The following is an 18,557-nucleotide window of genomic DNA, read 5'->3' as shown; positions in this document are numbered from 1 at the left end:
CGAGGAGGACGACCATGCTGCTGAACCCGCGCGAGTACGACCCGGCGCACTTCGACGCCGAGACGCGGCGCGTGCTGCGCGCCACCATCGACTGGTTCGAACAGCGCGGCAAGGCGAAGCTGACCGAGGACTACCACAACCGCACGTTCTACGCGGACTTCCTCGAGTTCGCGGGCAAGGAAGGCCTGTTCTCGACCTTCCTCACCCCGGCCGCGAACGCCGGCGGGAACCCGGACAAGCGCTGGGACACCAGCCGCGTCGCCGCCCTCTCGGAAATCCTCGGGTTCTACGGCCTCAACTACTGGTACCCGTGGCAGGTCACGATCCTCGGCCTCGGCCCGGTCTGGCAGAGCGGCAACGACGTCGCCCGCCGGCGCGCCGCGGACGCGCTGGACGCCGGCGGCGTCGGCGCGTTCGGGCTGTCCGAAAAGGACCACGGCGCCGACATCTACTCCTCCGACCTGGTGCTCACGAAGGACGGCGACGGCTACCGCGCGACCGGCTCGAAGTACTACATCGGCAACGGCAACTGCGCCCGCACGGTGTCGGTCTTCGGCCGCATCGACGGCGTCGAGGGCCCGGACCAGTACGTCTTCTTCTACGCCGACTCCGAGCACCCGAACTACCACGTGGTCAAGAACGTGGTGCCGTCGCAGATGTACGTCGCCGAGTTCCGGCTCGAGGACTACCCGGTGCGCGCCGAGGACATCCTGCACGTCGGCGCCGAAGCGTTCAGCGCCGCGCTGAACACCGTCAACATCGGCAAGTTCAACCTCTGCTTCGGCGGCATCGGCATGGCCACGCACTCGCTGTACGAGGCGATCACGCACGCGCACAACCGCGTCCTCTACGGCAACCCCGTCACGGACTTCCCGCACGTGCGCCGCGAATTCGTCGAGGCGTACGCGCGGCTGACCGCGATGAAGCTGTTCTCCGACCGCGCCGTCGACTACTTCCGCAGCGCGCACGCCGAAGACCGCCGCTACCTGCTGTTCAACCCGATCACCAAGATGAAGGTGACCACCGAGGCGCAGAAGGTGATCGGGCTGGTCGCCGACGTCGTGGCGGCCAAGGGCTTCGAGGCCGACACCTACCTCGCGATGTCGAAGAACGACATCGACGGCCTGCCCAAGCTCGAAGGCACGGTGGCGGTGAACCTCGCGCTGATCGCGAAGTTCATGCCCGCGTACCTCTTCGCGCCGCAGGAGTACGCGCCGGTCGGCACGCGCACCGACGCCGCGGACGACGAGTTCCTCTTCCGCCAGGGCCCGGCGCGCGGCCTGTCGAAGGTCCGGTTCCACGACTGGAAGACCGCGTACGCCGAAGCCGCGCACATCCCGAACGTCGCGCTGTTCACCGAGCAGGCGGGTTACCTGGTCAAGCTGCTCACCGAGGCGGCGCCGGACGAGGCGCAGCAGGCCGACCTCGACTTCGGGCTCGCGCTGACCGAGCTGTTCACGCTCATCGTGTACGGCCAGCTGGTCCTGGAGCAGGCGCGGATCACCGGCCTCGACGACGAGGTCACCGACCAGATCTTCGCGGTGCTGGTGCAGGACTTCAGCGCCGCGGCGGTGGACCTCAACGGCAAGGCGAGCTCGACCGAGGCCCAGCAGGCGATCGCGCTGGCGGCGCTGCGGAAACCGGTCGTGGACGCGGCGCGGTTCGAGAACGTCTGGGCGCGGGTGCGCGAGCTCTCCGGGGTCTACGCTATGACCCCGTGATGGCGCGGAAGTACCGGCTGGGCGTGACGCGGAAGGCCGCGAACGTCGTCGTGACGGCGTTGCTGGCGCGCGGGATTCCGGTCACGGGCGGCACCGGGTTCCTGCTGACCACACGCGGGCGGCGCAGCGGCGCGGACCGCACCACGCCGGTCAACGTCCTCGAAGTCGACGGCGAGCGCTGGCTCGTCTCGCCGTACGGCCAGGTCGGCTGGGTGCACAACCTGCGTGCCGACGCGACCGCGCGGCTCCGGCGCGGCCGCACGCGCGAGACGTGGGAGGTCGAGGAGGCCGACGCCGCCACGGCGGGCGCGGTGCTGCGCGCCTACGTCCGCAAGATCCCGGTGACGGCGCCGTTCTTCGACGCGAAGATCAGCGACCCGGCGGAGGCCTTCGCCGCGGAAGCCGATCGACACCCGGTGTTCCGCTTGGCAAGATCGGGAGCGTGAACCGGGAGCGGGCGGCGGAGCTGATCTGGGACGCGTGGCAGACCGGCAAGCGCCTGGACGGGCTACCGGACGGCGCCCGCCCGCGCGACGCCGCCGAGGGCATGGCGGCCCAGACGGCGCTCGCCGAGCTGGCCGGCCCGGTGTCGGGCTGGAAGATCGCCGCGACGACGGTGTACGCCCGGCAGTACCTGGCTGTTCCGGGCCCGCTGCCGGGGATGGTGTTCGAGCGGTTCCACCACACCGAAGGCGAACCGGTCCCGGCCGACACGATGACCATGGGCGTCGCCGAACCCGAGTTCGCGTTCCGCCTGAAGGCCGACCCGGGCCCGTCGCCGTCGCTGACCGGGCTGCTCGACGCGGTCGACACGATGTTCCTGGCGGTGGAGCTGCCGGACAGCCGCTACACGGACCACCAGCACGCGGGCGGCCCCCAGCTGCTGGCGGACGTGTCCTGCGCGGGCCGCTTCGTCGAGGGCCGCGCGGTCCCGGCCTGGCGCGAACTCGACCTCCCGCGCACCCCGGTGGTCCTCCATACGGAAGGAGAGGAGTTTTCGCGCGGCAGCGGCAGCCTCGTGCTGGGCGACCCGAGGCTGGCGTTGCACTGGCTGGCGATGGACCTGCCCCGCCACGGCCTCGCGTTGCGCCCGGGCGACATCGTGACAACGGGAACGGCGACCCCACCGTGCCCGATCCGAGCGGGCGGGGAAGTGCTGGCGGACTTCGGCGAGCTGGGCAACGTGGAAGTGCGGTTCAGTTCTCCTTGATCGAGCGGATCTCCATCCGGAACTCGGTCACCCCGCCAAGCGTGGCCACACAGGTCCGCTCGGCCAGGGTGTCAGGCACCGAACCGGCTCCGCAGTCCCTGAGGATGGTCGGCGAATCGTCCTTGATGTGGATCAAATCGACCTTCGGCAGTGTGCGCACGATGGGGTTGAGGAAAGGAATCTGGTCGTCGGCGACGAAGGCTGTCCCGCCGCCGCAGTCCGAAAGCCGGTTGAGCAGCTCGGAGGTGACGGCGGTTTTCCGGAGATCGAATGTGAATACTCGATTTTCCGAACGCAGTCGCCCGACCTCGGTGCAATCATCGGCGCTGATTCCGTCGGAAAGTGTCGGTACTGCGGACGTGCTCGTGGAGTAGTCGAGCCGATCTCTGATCATCGATTCTCGCAGGGTGTCGGTCAAGAATTGAAAATCCAAGCCCGTCGTCGCGATGATCGACGGGCTGTTGGTCGAAGTGACTTCTGACCTTGCCGCGTCCAGATCGATCGCGGTGAGCCGGGGGCGGTCAAAACCTTCGGATTTGAGGTACTCGAAAGTCAGAAAATTGGCGTCGACATCCCGGAGGCCGGCGGTGTCCTTCTGCACGAGCGTCATGTTGACCCCGTCCTCCATCGCATTCTTCGCTCTTCTCAGGCCGGTGAGGATTTGGCTCCACTCCGGCGCGGAGATGCGATCCAGTTCCCCCAAGAGGATGGTTCGCGCGGAAGTCCCCGAATTTTCCGTCTTGATTTCGGTGAGAGCGTCGTGGTCCGGTCTGTCGACCTTGAGGTCCTCCCATTCTTCGTCACTCAGGTCGACGTAGCAGCCGGAGATGTCACCTGCCACGACGCGCTGCGCGCGGTCGTCCACTTGCCCGATTGCCACGTGCCGGCAGCCGGCCGGCTCCACCGAGACGATGGCCACGGCCGCGGAAGCGAGCGCGATCACTGCCAGCAACACGGACAGGTGGTTCCAACGCCGGGATTCCGTGGGCTCCGGCTGGTGCGGAGCCGCCACCAGCCGCTCCTGCAGGCGGACGTGCCAGAACTGGTACGAGCTGCCCGCGACCCGGAGCAGTCCACGCCGGCGCGCGTCGGCTAGGAACTCCATCAACTGCCATGGCAGTTCGCCGCGCATCGCGAGCCGGACGCGGGCGACGGCGAACCGGGGCCAGGCGCGGATCGTCAGCATCCCCGTGGCGAACAGTGCGCCCAGCAGGACGCTGATGACGATCAGCGACGGCAGTCCGCCCCAGCCCAGCGACCATGGTACGTGGGTCTCGACCGGAGGAAGGTCCAGGTGGACGACCGTCGGCAAGCCCAGGAGCAACGAAAACCGTTGCCCGAGGTGCCCACCGAGCGCAGCGGCCACGGTTGTGGTCAGCACGGCCGAGGTCGCGACGATGAGCGCGGCTGTGCCGGCGGAAAGCAGCGCCGAGCGTCGCTCGCGGCGGAGCAGGTCCATTGGATCCGGTGGGGTGGAGCGCCGCGGACGCCGTGTTAGCAGCTCGGGCCAGCCGACGGCGGCGGCTGAGACCAGCGACAGGGCCAGCAGAGCGCTGAGCCACGCCGTCGAGTACGTGGTTTCCGCTGCGCTGGTAGTGCCCGCCCAGGTCAGCCAAAACAGAAAGCCGGGGAGGAAAACCAGCGCTGTGCCGGTGATCGCCGCCCGGCCCGCGCGTTGGCGCTTGCGCTCCGGCGACCGGTCGCGTCGGCCTGGCGTCTGGCGGGCGCCAGCCAGCCAGAGCGCGGTCACCGCGGTCCCGAAAATGGTACCTGGCAGGGATGGCGAGCGGATGATCTCCGCGACGAGTCCGTAGGTCAGGTCGAGCCGCGGAACCGCCGTGTCCAGCAGTTCCGTGAGCACAACCGCGGCGAACCCGACCGGCAGTCCCACGGCCACGGCGGCCCACGGGGACAGCGTCCGGGACGCGAGCTGCCACCAGTTCAAGTCGCGCTCACCGTGCTTGTGCAAGTAGTTCGCCAGATAACCGAGCCACTGCCGAGCCTCGTCGGCGGACCAGCGATGCCGCCGTGAATCGGCTGGCTCTTCGGTGTACGCCGTTTTGATCATCGTGTCGATCAGGTGGTCCTCCACCGCGTGCCGGGTGCCGAACCGGGTCTGGTCGAACAGTTCTGCCGGGTCGCGGCCCGTGTAGGCCGACTTGAACAGCGACAGCATCAGCGGGGTGCCGAGCGCCGTGACGAACGGGCTTTGCTTCGCCTGCTCGACGTGGTTCACCGCCGCTTTCCAAGCCGGGTCCTGGTCCAGCTGGACCTTGATGTCCGCGTGGCTGACCGGCCTGATCTCGACGACAGGTGCGCGCAGGAGTTTCGGGGCGCCGCCGGTGATCTCGTCGTTGTACTCGGCGGATCGGCAGGTCAGGATCAGCGGCTGGTCGCCCACCAGTAGTTCGTTGATCCGGCCGATCGCGCTGCGCCGCAAGTGCTCGGGGAGCTCGTCGAGACCGTCGAGCACCGGGAGGAGCCCGGGGTGAGCCAGCAGAGCGCGAGGCGTTTGCTCTTCGCCGCTGTAGTGGGTCGACAGCTCCTGAACCAACCAGGAATCGAGCGACTCCGTGACCGGGTCCCACGACGACAATGAGAGAAACACCGGCACTGGCTTGCCCGGGGTCCACGCGCGCAGCAGGCCGGTGGTCAGCGTGATGCCGAGGAACGTCTTGCCCGAGCCGGGCTCGCCGAGCACGACGAGTCGCTTGCTGGTGATCTCCTCGAAGGCCGCCGCGAGCTGCTTCCCGGCTTTGTCCGGGTTGTCGGCCAGGCGGCCGCTCAGCTTCAGTCGCACCTCGCCGACCGGGGTGGCACTGCCGAACACCGACGCGGGATCCGCCGTGAGCGCGGGTGCTTCCGCCCAGGTCAGCGGGATGGTCCGCGAGTCACTGAAGCGTTCGCGGCGGTGCCGGATCTCCTGGTCCCACTGCGTGCGCAGCCGATCGACCAGGTCGGTGGCCGCCGAGTCGATCTGCAGCGGCGGTTCGGGACGGCGGAGGACGAGCGTGAGCGTGACGAAAGTCGTGACGAGGCTCAGCAGGACTCCGGCGATGCTGCTGTAGGCGTCGTTGTTCTCCAGCGAGTTCGTCAGGAGCACGAACGCCACGACACCGGTGACGGCGACAGCGGCGGCGACGGTCAGCCGGAAGAGCACTCGGCGGCGTCGTGGCGATACCGGCATGGGACGGCCTGCCTCGGGTCGGGGAACCTGACGTCTTCCTGAGTCGCCGCGCACCGGCCCGGTGCAACACCCTGGCTAAGGTGATCAGGTGAAAACCCTTCGTCCCGGCTTCCTGGTGCTCGCCGTGCTCGTCGTGGCGCTCGACGCGGGGTTCTGGTGGTTCGCGCGCGGCCAGCACCAGTCGGCCACGCGGATCGGCTTCCTCGTCGCGTTCGTGTTGCTGCTGGCGTTGCTCGCGGCCGCCGCGGGGCTGGTGCGGTGGGAGGTGGCGGCGCCGCTCGGGGTGGCGTCGACGTCGGGGCTGCTGTTCGTGGGCGCGGCGGCGATCTTCAGCGTCGGCTTCGGGTTCCTGCTGCTGGCCGTCGCGGAGGCGGCGCTGGTCCGCCGTCTGGTGCTGGAGGACTCGCCGTCCGGCTGGCGCGGCGGGACCGGCGTGATCAGCTCGGCGGCGGCCGTCGTGCCGGTGGCGTTGTTCGCGATCGGCCTCTTCGCGCTCCGCTGAGCCGTTTTTGTCGGTGCCCTCTGCCACGATCTCCCCGTGACGTCTTGGAGAGATCGACTCAGCGCCCTCGCCCACGAGCACCTGCCTGCCGAGCTGGCTGATGCGTGGGCCGGGCTGTTCCGGCCGGGCATCCGGCTGGTGTCCGACGGCTCCGGCCCCCGGGTGGGCCGGCTCGGCGGGGCCCCGGTGCTGCCCGCCGACGTGGCGTGGCCCGAGTGGCCCGGGCGCGGCCCGCTCGACTTCCTGGCGTCGGTGGACTGCGCGGCGCTGCCGCGGGAGTCGCTGAGCATCCCGCTGCCGGCGGCGGGCACGCTGCTGTTCTTCTCCTTCGACGGGTTCCGCCGGGGTGCCGACGACGACCCGCTGCTCGACGACGTCGAGGGCACCCGGGTGGTTTTCGTGCCGGCCGGAGTTCCGGTCGCCGAGCGGGCGGTGCCCCGGGGTCCCGTCGCTTACCCGGCCGTCGACCTCTACGCCGAAGTGGTGGCGACGGCGCCGGAGCGGGAGCACCACCTGCTCGACCAGACCGAGACCGCGAACGGGGAGTCCTTGGCCGACGCGGCCGAGGAAGTCGAAATCCCCGGGGACTACGTGGGTTCCGACGTCTTCGGCGAGCTGGTCGCGCAGGCCAAGGGGCGGGGCCGGGAGCACCAGATCGGCGGGTTCGCCGCCCCCGTGCAGGGCGCGGTGGAGAACGAGATCGCCGCGGAGGTGCTCGGGAGCTATCAGGATCCCCGGCTCGCCGAAGAAGCAGCTCGCTGGGTTCTGCTCGCCCAGATCGACACCGACGACAAGGCCGACATGATCTGGGGCGACGCCGGAATGCTGTACTGGATGATCCGGGCCGACGACCTCGAAGCGGGCCGCTTCGACCGGGCGAGGTGCACCTTGCAGTGCGGCTGACCCCGAACGCCGTGAAGGCCACCTTGAGGATCAAGGTGGCCTTCACGAACCACAAGACCTACTTGCCGAACCCGGCCCGCCGCAGTGCGTCCGCCATCGAGCCGCTGCCGCCGCCGGAGTTGCCGCCGCGGTCACGGCCGCCGCCCCCACCGCCGCGCCGGTCGCCGCCGCCCGAGCCGCCGGAACCACCGCGGCGCTGACCGCCGCCGCCCTGGCCCCGGTCGCGCTGGCCACCGCCGCCGCCGCCGCGGTTGCCCGCCGGGGCGCCCGGCTCGTCGTCCAGGCGCAGCGTCAGCGAGATGCGCTTGCGCGGCACGTCGACGTCCAGCACCTTCACCTTCACGATGTCGCCGGGCTTCACGACCTCGCGGGGATCCTTCACGAAGTTCTTCGACAGCGCCGAAACGTGCGCCAGGCCGTCCTGGTGCACGCCCACGTCGATGAACGCGCCGAACGCCGCCACGTTCGTCACCACGCCCTCCAGCCGCATGCCCGGCTTGAGGTCGCCGATCTTGTCCACGCCTTCGGCGAACGTCGCCGTCTTGAACGCCGGACGCGGGTCGCGGCCCGGCTTGTCCAGCTCGGCCAGGATGTCCGTCACCGTCGGGAGACCGAACGTGTCGTCCACGAAGTCGGCCGGGCGAAGGGACGACAGCGTCCGCGTGTTGCCGATCAGCGACCGGAGGTCCGTCCCCGTCTTCGACAGGATCCGCCGCACCACCGGGTACGCCTCCGGGTGCACCGACGACGAGTCGAGCGGGTCGTCGCCGTCCGGGATGCGCAGGAAGCCCGCGCACTGCTCGAACGCCTTCGGGCCGAGGCGCGCGACCTCCTTCAGCGCCGTCCGGGAGCGGAACGGCCCGTTCGTGTCGCGGTGCGAAACGATGTTCTCCGCCAGCCCCGTCGTGATGCCCGAGACGCGGGTCAGCAGCGGCGCCGAAGCGGTGTTCACGTCGACGCCGACCGCGTTCACGCAGTCCTCGACCACCGCGTCGAGCGAGCGCGACAGCGAGACCTCGGACAGGTCGTGCTGGTACTGCCCGACGCCGATCGACTTCGGATCGATCTTCACCAGCTCGGCCAGCGGGTCCTGCAGCCGCCGGGCGATCGAGACCGCGCCGCGCAGCGAGACGTCCATGTTCGGCAGTTCCGCCGAGGCGAACGCCGACGCCGAGTACACCGACGCGCCCGCCTCGGAGACGACGGCCTTCGTCAGGTTCAGCTCGGGGTGCTTCTTGATGAGCTCCTGCGCCAGCTTGTCGGTCTCGCGCGACGCCGTGCCGTTGCCGATCGAGATCAGGTCCACCTTGTGCCGCGCGGAGAGGGCCGCGAGCTCCGCGATCGACTGGTCCCACTTGTTCGCCGGCTGGTGCGGGTAGATGACGTGGGTGTCGACGACCTTCCCGGTCGCGTCCACGACGGCCACCTTGACGCCGGTGCGGAAGCCCGGGTCGAGGCCCATCGTGGCGCGGGTGCCGGCCGGCGCGGCGAGCAGCAGGTCGCGCAGGTTCGAGGCGAACACGCGGACGGCGTCGTCTTCGGCCGCCTGGCGCAGCCGCATCCGCAGGTCGATGCCCAGGTGCAGGAGGATCTTGGTGCGCCAGGCCCAGCGGACGGTGTCGCCGAGCCACTTGTCGCCGGGGCGGCCCTGCTGCGAGATGTCGAACTTCGCGGCGATGCGGTGCTCGTAGTCGGTCGGCCCGACCTGCGGCTCGTCGGTCGGCTCGGCCGGCGACATGGTGAGGTCGAGGATCTCCTCCTTCTCGCCGCGCAGCATCGCGAGGATCCGGTGCGAGGGGAGCTTGGTGTAGGGCTCGGAGAAGTCGAAGTAGTCGGAGAACTTCGCCCCTTCCTCCTCCTTGCCCGCGCGGACCTTGGCGACGAGGTGGCCCTGGCCCCACATCTTCTCGCGCAGCTCGCCGATGAGGTCGGCGTCCTCGGCGAAGCGCTCGACGAGGATCGCGCGGGCGCCGTCGAGTGCCGCCTGCGCGTCCGCGACGCCCTTGTCGGCGTCGACGAACACCGCGGCGGCGGCCTGCGGATCCGTCGAAGGGTCGTTGAGCAGGCCGTCGGCCAGCGGCTCGAGACCCGCTTCGCGCGCGATCATGGCCTTCGTGCGGCGCTTCGGCTTGTACGGGAGGTAGATGTCCTCCAGCCGCGACTTCGTGTCCGCGGCGAGGATCGAGGCCTCGAGGGCGTCGTCCAGCTTGCCCTGGCTGCGGATCGACTCGAGCACGGCGAGCCGGCGCTCGTCGAGTTCCCGCAGGTAGCGCAGCCGCTCTTCGAGCGTGCGCAGCTGCGCGTCGTCGAGCATGCCGGTGACTTCCTTGCGGTAGCGCGCGATGAAGGGCACGGTCGACCCGCCGTCGAGCAGCTCGACGGTGGCCTTGACCTGTCCTTCGCGCACGCCCAGTTCTTCGGCGATCTTCTGCTCGACCGACACGCTCACTCCAACACGCTCCCGCTTCGCCTGGCTTCGATCGTCACATTCTGCCGTTTCCGCCGCCCCGACTTTCGGATGGGGCTCCTTGACAATCAGATTGGTCTAGTCCATTTTGTGGTGACCTGCCTCACCACAGCGGAGGTCTTCCGTGGTCCCCAAGGTTCGCATCGCTCTGCTTTCGTTACTTTCCGTGGTCGCACTGAGTCTCGGTGTGACGTTCGTGCTCGCCGGCAGCGCTTCGGCGGCGAACATCCTGGCCAACCCCGGCTTCGAGGCCGGCACCTCGGGCTGGACGTGCACCAGCACGCCCACCGCGGTGAGCACGCCGGTGCACAGCGGCAGCCGCGCCCTGAGCGCGTCGCCGTCGTCGTCGGACAACGCGCAGTGCTCGCAGACGCTCACCGTTTCGGCGAACACGGCGTACAAGCTGTCGGCGTGGGTCCAGGGCAGCTACGTCTACCTCGGTGTCTCCGGTTCCGCGACGACCAGCACCTGGACGCCGGGCACCAGCGGCTACCAGCAGCTGTCGCTGAACTTCACCACCGGCTCGAGCACGTCGCTGACGGTTTACCTGCACGGCTGGTACGGCCAGCCGACGTACTACGCCGACGACGTCAACCTCGACGGCCCGGGCACTCCGCCGCCGACGACCCCGACGACGCCGACCACCCCCACGACGCCGACGACGCCGCCCACCACGACCACGCCGCCGACGACGACCACGCCGCCGCCGACCCAGGGTGACCTGCCGAAGCACGTCCTCACCGGCTACTGGCAGAACTTCTACAACGGCGCGAAGGCGCTGAAGCTGGCGGACGTCCCGACGAAGTACAACATCATCGCCGTGTCGTTCGCCGACGCCACCGGCACGCCGGGCGCGGTGAGCTTCACGCTCGACTCGGGCCTGTCTTCGCAGCTCGGCGGCTACACGGACGCGCAGTTCAAGGCCGACGTGAAGACGGTCCAGGCCCGCGGCCAGAAGGTCATCATCTCGGTCGGCGGCCAGAACGGCACGATCAGCGTCTCCGACTCGTCGTCGGCGACCAACTTCGCGAACAGCGTCAAGTCGCTGATCTCGAACTACGGCTTCGACGGCGTCGACATCGACCTCGAAAACGGCATCAACGCCACCTACATGGGCCAGGCGCTGCGCAGCATCTACAACGGCGGCGGCAAGGTCATCACGATGGCGCCGCAGACGATCGACATGCAGTCCACCCAGGGCGGCTACTTCCAGCTCGCGCTGGGCATCAAGGACATCCTGACGGTCGTCAACATGCAGTACTACAACTCGGGCACCATGCTCGGCTGCAACGGCAGCGTCTACGCGCAGGGCACGGTCGACTTCCTGACCGCGCTGGCCTGCATCCAGCTGCAGGGCGGCCTGCGCGCCGACCAGGTCGGGCTCGGGCTGCCGGCTTCGTCGCAGGCGGCGGGCGGGGGCTACCAGGCACCGGCCAACACGGTCTCGGCGCTGAACTGCCTGGCCAAGGGCACGTCGTGCGGCTCGTTCAAGCCGTCGGCGACCTACCCGGCGATCCGCGGCGCGATGACGTGGTCGATCAACTGGGACGCGTCGAACGGGTACGCGTTCGCCAACACGGTGTCGGCCGGGCTCGCGGGCCTGCCGTAACCGTTCTCGTCATGAAGGGGCCCTTCCGGACCGAGTCCGGAAGGGCCCCTTCATGACACCCCCAGCCGGGCGCGCGCCGTCCCCCACGGCACACGCGCCTGCGCCGCTTACACTGCCGGAACAGGTGTGTGCGAACGTTGCGGAAACGTGGAATCCGCAGGTCGGGGAGGGAGCGCGGTGATCAGGTACAGCGTGCTCGGCACCCTCGAAGCCGAGTCCGGCGGCACGCTCCTCGACGTCGGCCACGCGCGGCGCCGGTACGTGCTCGCCGCCCTGCTGGCCGAGCCGAACCGGCCGGTGCCCCTCGACCGGCTCGTCACGCGCGTCTGGGGCGCGAACCCGCCGCACCGGGCGGCCGCGACCGTCCGCAGCTACCTTTCGCGGCTGCGCGCCGCCGGGTGCGCGATCGACCGCACCGCGCACGGCTACCTGCTGCGCGTCGACCTGGACGCGCTCGACCTGCACCGCTTCCGCGAGAAGGTGGCGCTCGCGCGGGAGGCGGCCGGCGACGTCACCGCGGCCGCGTTGTTCGACGACGCGCTGGCGCTGTGGCGGGGCGAACCGTTCGCCGGGCTGGATTCGCCGTGGCTGACCGAGGTCCGGGAGGGCCTGGAAGCCGAGCGGCACGCGGCCCGGCTGGACCGCAACGACGTCTCGCTGCGGCTCGGGCGGCACGCGGCGCTGCTGGCGAAGCTGCCCCGCGTCGCCGCGGACCACCCGTTCGACGAGCGGCTCGCCGGCCAGCTGATCCTCGCCTACTACCGCAGCGGGCGGCAGGCGGACGCGCTGGCGCACTTCGAGCGCGTCCGGCGGCGGCTGGCCGGCTCGCTCGGCGCCGACCCCGGCCCGGCGCTGCGGGACCTGCACCGCCGCATCCTGGCCGGCGACCCCGAGCTGGACGCGCCGCTCGCGCGGACCGGCGCCCGGACCGGGTCGCTGATCGAGCTGGCCGCGATCCGCGCGGTCGCGACGTTGCTGATCGTGGCGCGCGAAGGCGACTTCGAGGCGGCGGCGTGGCGGGTCCGCAGCACGGCCGACGCGCTGGAGAAGGAGATCGGCGAGCTGGAAGCCGAGATCGGCGGCGCGCTGGTGGTCTCCGGCGAAGGCGGCGTCCGGCTGACGGAGCTGGGGGAGCGGCTGCGCGCGGGCGCCCGGGCGGGCGTGGCCGAGCTGGCGGCGATCTTCACCGAGACCCGGATGGCCGAGCGCCGCATCAGCGGCCGGCTGCGCGTGGGCTATGTGGCGAGCCTCGGGGGCGAGCTGGCGGCGCGCGTGACGGCGGAGTTCGAGCGCCGCCACCCGGCGTGCCGCGTGACCCTGACCCCGACCCGCATCGGCCAGCGCTGGAACGAAACGGACCTGCTCGCCGAGGGCGACCTCGACCTGGTCCTGCACTGGTCCCCGGGCGGCGACACGCGGTCGTTCGAGCAGCCGAACCTGCGCACCGGCCCGGCGCTGCTGACCTTGCCCCGAGGTCTCCTCCTGCGCGACGACCACCCACTCGCGTCACGCACGACGGTGAGCCTGGAGGACCTCGCGGACCACCGCCTGCTGGACCCGGGCAAGGCGCTCAACCCGGTGGCCCGCGACCTGTGGGCCCCGCCGGTCACGCCGTCGGGCCGCCCGATCCCGCGCACCGAGGAGGACGTCCCCCAGCTGATCGGCCGCACCCGCATCGGCGCCGAGGACATGCTTTCCCTGGTGGCGCGCGGCATCGGCCTGCACATTTCGGTGGTCTCGCTGCTGGAGCGCTACCCGTTCCCCGGCCTGCGGGTGATCCCGGTGGTGGACATCCCGCCGATGCTCGCGGTCCCGGTCTGGCGCGTGTCGGAGGAGAACGAAGCGATCCGCGCGTACGTCTCGGTGGCGGCGGAGCTGACGGCGGGCTAGCCGCGCTTCCGGCGAAGCAGTTCTTCGACGGCGCTGGGCAGGGTGGTTTCGAAGTCGATCAGCTTCGCCCAGGAGGGGGTTATCTTGATCCGCACCATGCCGTCTCGGTAGAGATCGCGGACCTCGGCCTCCCAAGCGGCGGCCTGCTCGGGCGGCATTCCCTTTGCCTGCTGGAGGAATTCGTCGGGGACGTGGTCGAGGGCTTCCTGCGTGCTGCTCCCGCGGACGAGCAGGATCTGGGGCGGCTGCGCCTCGGTGTCGATCGTCAGCGCGACGGCGGGGTTCTTCTTCAGTGATCGGACTTTGGCCGCGTTCTTGGCCGTGCAGAGGACGAATTCCGCACCAGTCCAGGTGAACCCGATCGGAATCGTCCGCGGCGTGCCATCTTGGGCGACGTAACCGAGCCGCGCGATGGTCCGGGCGAGGAGTTCCTGACTGGCGGGGCGGTTCAGGACGTCGACGACCTCGTTGGGCAGCACGAAGGGGAGCTTAGCGAGAATTGCTCGTGGGCGGCCGGATGTGCCAGGCTCTGCGATCGTGACTCCTTCGGACGCGGAGCAGGATGACGAGCTGGCCCCGGAGTTGCGGCAGATCGCCGATCGTGCGCACGCTGCCGGGCTGAAGGTGTGGACCCTGCGCTGGAACGCTCATCCGACCGTAGCGATCACCGCCGAGCCGGAACTGCAGATCGACTTCCCCGCCGGCCGTGCCGAGCGCAGAGTGCGCATCTCGCGGGGGGACGCGGCGGACTGGGCTTCGACCGACTTCGCGCACTGGGTCTTCCTCGGCGACTACGACGCTTTCCTCGACCGCTCCTCCAGCACGGTGGTCGCTGCCCTCGACCACCGCTCCGACGGATTCGGTCTCCTCCGGAGGGAGATCCCGGGCCTTGCGGCCATGCCGGAGGACGACCCGGACCTGACCCCGCGAGAGGGCGAGGAACCGTCCGGTACCGCCTTCCGCGAACCGGTCAGGCTGTGTGTCGAACACCCGGCGGTGGAGGGGCTGTCGATCACGATCCAGCGCCCGCCACCGAGGGCGTTGCGAGTGGCTTGCCGGGCGTATCCCAGCTCGTGGGGCGTCGTGATCACCGGTGTCGCCACCGACCGGCACGACCAGGCGCTGCGACTGCTTCAGGAGATAGCCACCTCGTTCTTCATCGACCTCGACCTGAGCTACGGCTCCGCGTTTCGGCTGAAGAAAGACATCCGTGTGGAGTGGGCTTCCGAGCCGAGAGAAGAGGAGCCTTCATCGACCAAGAGGCCGCGGTTCCCCGTGCTCACGCACAATGACGACGCCGCGTCCTTGTACCTCTACGCGCGGACACTGGTATCCGCACCGCTGCTGGAATACCTCGCCTACTACCAAGTCCTCGAGTTCTTCATGCCCAAGTACGCTCGAGCAGCCGCCGTCCAGAAGCTTCGCGATCTGCTCCGGGATCCCCGCTTCGACCACGACGACGACATCACGCTCGGCCGGGTCATCGAGACGATCACCGACACCGACCGCACCGCGGGTACCGAGCGTGAGCAGCTGAAGGCCACCGTGACGCGCTGCCTCGACGCGGGCGAACTCGCCCGATACCGCGAAGCCCACCCGCGCGGGGCCGCGGCGATGGCCGACAAGAAACGGATCGCCGACGTCCGGTTGCTCAACCCCAAGGACACCAGCGCGTCGCTCGTCGAGCAGGTGGCCGACCGGATCTACGACCTGCGCTGCCGGATCGTCCACGGAAAAGAAGGCGGCAACGGCCGCGGCGAGCCGTTGCGGCCCTTCGGGCCGGAATCGAAGCTGCTCACCTACGACCTCGACCTCATCCGGTTCGTCGCCCAGCGGGTCCTGATCACCTCGAGCGGGCCGGCCACCTGGGGCCGCTGATCACCGTTCCACCACCGGCAAGCGCAGCGCACCCGGGGCCTCCGACGGCACCGCCGGGTTCTTCGGGGCCACCGCCGCCACCCGTCGGTACTCCGTGCCCAACGCCGGGCGTGGGTCCGCTTCCCCGTGGTTCGGCCAGAACGCCATCGCCCGCTCCGCCTGGGCCGTGATCGTCAGTGACGGGTTCACGCCCAGGTTCGCCGTGATCGCCGAGCCGTCCACCACGTGCAGGCCCGGGTGGCCGTACAGCCGCTGGTACGGGTCGACCACGCCCGACGCGGGGGAGTCGCCGATCGTGCAGCCGCCGATGAAGTGGCCCGTGATCGGGGTGTTCAGCATGTCCGTCCACGCGCCCTGGGGGAGGCCGCCGATCTTCGAAGCGACCCGGCGGGTCACCTCGTGGCCCGCCGGGATCCACTCCGGGGACGGCGCGCCCGCGCCTTGGCGGGTCGTCATGCGGCGGCCGAACAGGCCGCGTTTCGTGTACGTCGTCACGGAGTTGTCGAGCGTCTGCATCACCAGCAGCCCGATCATCCGCTCCGACCAGTGCCGCGGGTTGTGGATGCGCAGCAGGTCGCGGCGAGAACGCCACAACTCGCGCAACCCCAGCACCCAGCGCTTGCGGCCCGGCACGCCGTCGACGAGCACCGTCGCCATCAGGCCCATCACGTTGCTGCCGCGCCCGTACCGCACCGGCTCCACGTGCGTCACCGCGTCCGGGTGGATCGACGACGTGATCGCGACGCCCCGCGAATAGTCCGTGTCCTCGCGCAGCGACCGCGCCGCCAGCACCGCCTCGGAGTTCGTGCGGGCCAGGAGCCCGAGCCGCGGGGACACGTGCGGCAGCGTTCCGTTGTCGCGCATGCGGTGCAGCAGTCGTTGCGTTCCCAGCGAAGCCGCCGAGAACACCACCTGCGTCGCGGTGAACGTCCGCCGCGAAAGGCCGCCGGTCCGTCGCGTGTCCACCGCGTAGCCGCCGTCGATCGGCCGGACGGACACCGCCGTCGTCAGCGGGTGCACCTCCGCGCCCGCCTGCTCGGCCAGGTAGAGGTAGTTCTTCACCGTCGTGTTCTTCGCCCCGACCCGGCAGCCGGTCATGCACTCGCCGCACAGCGTGCACGACTGCCGCGCCGGGCCCGCGCCGCCGAAGAACGGGTCCACTCCGGACTGTCCGAAGTAGACCCCGACCGGCGTGCGGCGGTAGGTGTGGCCGATGCCCATGTCTTCGGCCACGTCCCGCAGCACCCGGTCGGCCGCCGTCGTCGCCGGGTTTTCGACCACGCCGAGCATCCGCTTCGCCTGGTCGTAGTACGGCGCCAGCTCGGCCTTCCAGTCCGTGATGTGCGCCCACTGCGGGTCTTCGTAGAACTTGTCCGGGGGCTCGTACAGCGTGTTCGCGTACACCAGCGAACCACCGCCGACGCCGGAGCCGCTCATCACGAAGGTGTTCTTCAGCAACGTCAGCCGCTGGATGCCGAAACAGCCCAGCGCGGGCGCCCACAGGTACTTCCGCAGCCGCCACGACGTCTTGGCGAACTCGTCGTCGGCGAAGCGGCGGCCGGTCTCCAGCACGCCGACGCGGTAGCCCTTCTCGGTCAGCCGCAACGCGGTCACGCTGCCGCCGAAGCCCGAGCCGATCACGAGGACGTCGTAGTCCATCACGCCACCACCCGGTAGTCGGCGGGGTCGAGCCGCCGGGTCCGGCGGTCGTACTCGGTGACCAGGCCCGGCCAGTTGGTCGTGACGCGGCCGTCGGCTTGGCGGTACCAGCTCGTGCAGGCGCTCCACACGCTGTGGCCCAGCCGGTCCTGCACCTCGTCGTCGTAGCGCTGCTCGACGTCGGGCCGCACGTCCAAATAGGACACGCCGGGCCGGGCGAGCTGCTCGACCGCTTGGCGGATGTAGCGGGCTTGGCGCTCGAGCATGTAGATGATCGACCCGGCGCCGAGGTTGGTGTTCGGCCCGTAGACGCAGAACAGGTTCGGGAACCCGGGCACGGTCATGCCGAGGTACGCCCGCGCGCCGCCGGACCACTCCTCCGCGAGCGAGCGGCCGCCGAGGCCGCGCACCTCCATCGGGCCGAGGAAGTCCGTCGCGGCGAACCCGGTGCCGTAGACCACGACGTCCGCCTCGATCTCCGTCCCGTCTTCGACGCGCACGCCCTTTTCGGTGAGCGAGGTGATCCGCCGCGTCTCGACGTCGACGTTCGGCTGGGCCAGCGCGGGCAGGTAGTCGTTGGTGAAGAGGATCCGCTTGCAGCCGAGGGGGTAGGACGGCGTCAGCTTCGCGCGCAGCTCGCGGTCCTTGATGTGGCGGCGCCGCAGCTGCGCGGTCCGCAGCTCGAACATCTTCGCCAGCACGGGGTGCTTCGTCATCGCGAAGGTCGCGTACTCGGCGAGCAGGAAGATGCGCAGCCTGCCGAGCAGCTGCGTGGGCGGCAGGTGCTCGAACAGCCAGTGCTGCCACTTCCGGTAACTCGGATCGGACTTCGCCATGACGTACGGCGGCGTGCGCTGGAAGACGGTGACGTGCTGGGCGTGCTTGCGCAGTTCGGGCACGAACTGCACGGCGCTGGCCCCGGTCCCGATCACGGCGACGCGCTTGCCGGTCAGCTCGACGCCGTGGTCCCAGCGCGCGGAGTGGAAGGCGTCGCCGGCGAAGTCCTCGCGGCCGGGGATGTCCGGCAGCACCGGTCGCGACAGCTGCCCGACGGCGGGTACGAAGACGTTCGCCTCGTACGTTTCGCCGCCCTTCGTCTCGACGACCCAGACGCCGCGGGCTTCGTCGAACGCGGCCGCGGTGACCTCGGTCCGGTACCGGATGTGCGGCTCGAGGCCGTACTTGGTGATGACGCCGCGCAGGTAGGCGAGGATGTCCGGCTGGTAGGAGAACCGCTTCGGCCACCGCGGGTTGGGCTCGAAGGAGAAGGAGTACAGCGGCGACGGGATGTCGCAGGCGGCGCCGGGGTAGGTGTTGTCGCGCCAGACCCCGCCGGCCTCGGCCGCGCTCTCCAGGATCGTGAAGTCGGTGAACCCGGCCCGCTTCAGCTCGATCGCCGTGCCGATGCCACCGAAGCCGGTGCCCACGATCAGCACCGACGGCCCCTTCGCCGAACTACTCATGCGGAAAAAGTTACGCACCCGAAGGTTGTGACAACAGGACACCATCGGTCACCCAATTGAGAATTTCG

The 18,557-nt window shown here is 70.0% G+C and carries 13 protein-coding genes; 8 read left to right on the top strand and 5 right to left on the bottom strand.

Features of this window, described 5'->3' with window-relative positions; translation table 11 throughout:
* Window positions 1-14: 14 nt before the first annotated feature.
* The 3 genes from SD460_RS42350 to SD460_RS42340 are packed head-to-tail and all read left to right on the top strand — an operon-like array spanning window position 15 to window position 2,931.
* Window positions 15-1,721 (top strand): acyl-CoA dehydrogenase family protein, encoded by a 1,707-nt coding sequence (locus SD460_RS42350; protein ID WP_290061876.1) that lies wholly within the window; start codon window positions 15-17, stop codon window positions 1,719-1,721.
* A complete protein-coding gene (locus SD460_RS42345) occupies window positions 1,721-2,167 on the top strand; it encodes a nitroreductase family deazaflavin-dependent oxidoreductase (RefSeq protein ID WP_290061877.1) in 447 nt (148 codons plus the stop codon). The genes SD460_RS42350 and SD460_RS42345 overlap by 1 nt, the downstream gene beginning before the upstream one ends.
* Window positions 2,164-2,931: a 2-keto-4-pentenoate hydratase gene (locus tag SD460_RS42340; RefSeq protein WP_290061878.1), complete on the top strand. Its 768-nt coding sequence runs from the start codon at window positions 2,164-2,166 to the stop codon at window positions 2,929-2,931. The genes SD460_RS42345 and SD460_RS42340 overlap by 4 nt, the downstream gene beginning before the upstream one ends.
* Here SD460_RS42340 and SD460_RS42335 read toward each other — a convergent pair.
* Window positions 2,918-6,091, bottom strand: coding sequence for an NACHT domain-containing protein (locus tag SD460_RS42335; RefSeq protein WP_290061879.1), 3,174 nt, complete (start codon window positions 6,089-6,091; stop codon window positions 2,918-2,920). The two genes, SD460_RS42340 and SD460_RS42335, sit on opposite strands and share 14 nt — an antisense overlap.
* Window positions 6,092-6,206: 115 nt before the next feature.
* Between SD460_RS42335 and SD460_RS42330 the strand changes: the two genes are divergently transcribed.
* Both SD460_RS42330 and SD460_RS42325 read left to right on the top strand, forming a co-directional pair.
* The gene (locus tag SD460_RS42330; RefSeq protein WP_290061880.1) at window positions 6,207-6,620 is read left to right on the top strand and encodes a hypothetical protein; all 414 of its coding nucleotides are present in this window, start codon (window positions 6,207-6,209) and stop codon (window positions 6,618-6,620) included.
* 36 nt (window positions 6,621-6,656) lie between these two features.
* Window positions 6,657-7,523 carry a YwqG family protein gene (locus tag SD460_RS42325; RefSeq protein ID WP_290061881.1) on the top strand — a complete coding sequence of 289 codons (867 nt, stop codon included), beginning with the start codon at window positions 6,657-6,659 and terminating at the stop codon, window positions 7,521-7,523.
* A 58-nt stretch (window positions 7,524-7,581) separates the two neighbouring features.
* Here the strand turns inward: SD460_RS42325 and SD460_RS42320 are convergent, their stop codons facing one another.
* Window positions 7,582-9,972 (bottom strand): Tex family protein, encoded by a 2,391-nt coding sequence (locus SD460_RS42320; protein WP_318307610.1) that lies wholly within the window; start codon window positions 9,970-9,972, stop codon window positions 7,582-7,584.
* 142 nt (window positions 9,973-10,114) lie between these two features.
* On the opposite strand from SD460_RS42320, the gene SD460_RS42315 reads away from it, so the two are divergent.
* Together SD460_RS42315 and SD460_RS42310 are read left to right on the top strand one after the other, a co-directional pair.
* A complete protein-coding gene (locus tag SD460_RS42315) occupies window positions 10,115-11,599 on the top strand; it encodes a chitinase (RefSeq protein WP_290062745.1) in 1,485 nt (494 codons plus the stop codon).
* Between the two features lie 177 nt (window positions 11,600-11,776).
* A complete protein-coding gene (locus tag SD460_RS42310) occupies window positions 11,777-13,489 on the top strand; it encodes a BTAD domain-containing putative transcriptional regulator (RefSeq protein ID WP_318307609.1) in 1,713 nt (570 codons plus the stop codon).
* Here the strand turns inward: SD460_RS42310 and SD460_RS42305 are convergent.
* Window positions 13,486-13,968 carry a pyridoxamine 5'-phosphate oxidase family protein gene (locus tag SD460_RS42305; RefSeq protein ID WP_290058284.1) on the bottom strand — a complete coding sequence of 161 codons (483 nt, stop codon included), beginning with the start codon at window positions 13,966-13,968 and terminating at the stop codon, window positions 13,486-13,488. The two genes, SD460_RS42310 and SD460_RS42305, sit on opposite strands and share 4 nt — an antisense overlap.
* Between SD460_RS42305 and SD460_RS42300 the strand changes: the two genes are divergently transcribed.
* A complete protein-coding gene (locus SD460_RS42300) occupies window positions 13,958-15,367 on the top strand; it encodes a hypothetical protein (protein ID WP_290058285.1) in 1,410 nt (469 codons plus the stop codon). The genes SD460_RS42305 and SD460_RS42300 overlap by 11 nt on opposite strands.
* On the opposite strand, the gene SD460_RS42295 is transcribed toward SD460_RS42300, so the two are convergent.
* Together SD460_RS42295 and SD460_RS42290 are read right to left on the bottom strand one after the other, a co-directional pair.
* A complete protein-coding gene (locus tag SD460_RS42295; RefSeq protein ID WP_290058286.1) occupies window positions 15,368-17,026 on the bottom strand; it encodes a GMC oxidoreductase in 1,659 nt (552 codons plus the stop codon).
* Window positions 17,026-18,489 (bottom strand): flavin-containing monooxygenase, encoded by a 1,464-nt coding sequence (locus tag SD460_RS42290; RefSeq protein WP_290058287.1) that lies wholly within the window; start codon window positions 18,487-18,489, stop codon window positions 17,026-17,028. The genes SD460_RS42295 and SD460_RS42290 overlap by 1 nt, the downstream gene beginning before the upstream one ends.
* Window positions 18,490-18,557: the final 68 nt, after the last annotated feature.

The sequence above is a fragment of the Amycolatopsis solani genome (assembly GCF_033441515.1).
Classification (GTDB): domain Bacteria; phylum Actinomycetota; class Actinomycetes; order Mycobacteriales; family Pseudonocardiaceae; genus Amycolatopsis; species Amycolatopsis solani.
The sequence above is the reverse complement of the archived record's forward strand: the minus strand, read 5'-3'. Positions and strand labels throughout refer to the sequence as shown.

Bases quoted from the DNA above. Each gene is read 5' to 3' on its own strand.
- SD460_RS42290 (WP_290058287.1), bottom strand. From the start codon at position 18,489: ATGAGTAGTTCGGCGAAGGGGCCGTCGGTGCTGATCGTGGGCACCGGC.
- SD460_RS42350 (WP_290061876.1), top strand. From the start codon at position 15: ATGCTGCTGAACCCGCGCGAGTACGACCCGGCGCACTTCGACGCCGAG.
- SD460_RS42295 (WP_290058286.1), bottom strand. From the start codon at position 17,026: ATGGACTACGACGTCCTCGTGATCGGCTCGGGCTTCGGCGGCAGCGTG.
- SD460_RS42345 (WP_290061877.1), top strand. From the start codon at position 1,721: ATGGCGCGGAAGTACCGGCTGGGCGTGACGCGGAAGGCCGCGAACGTC.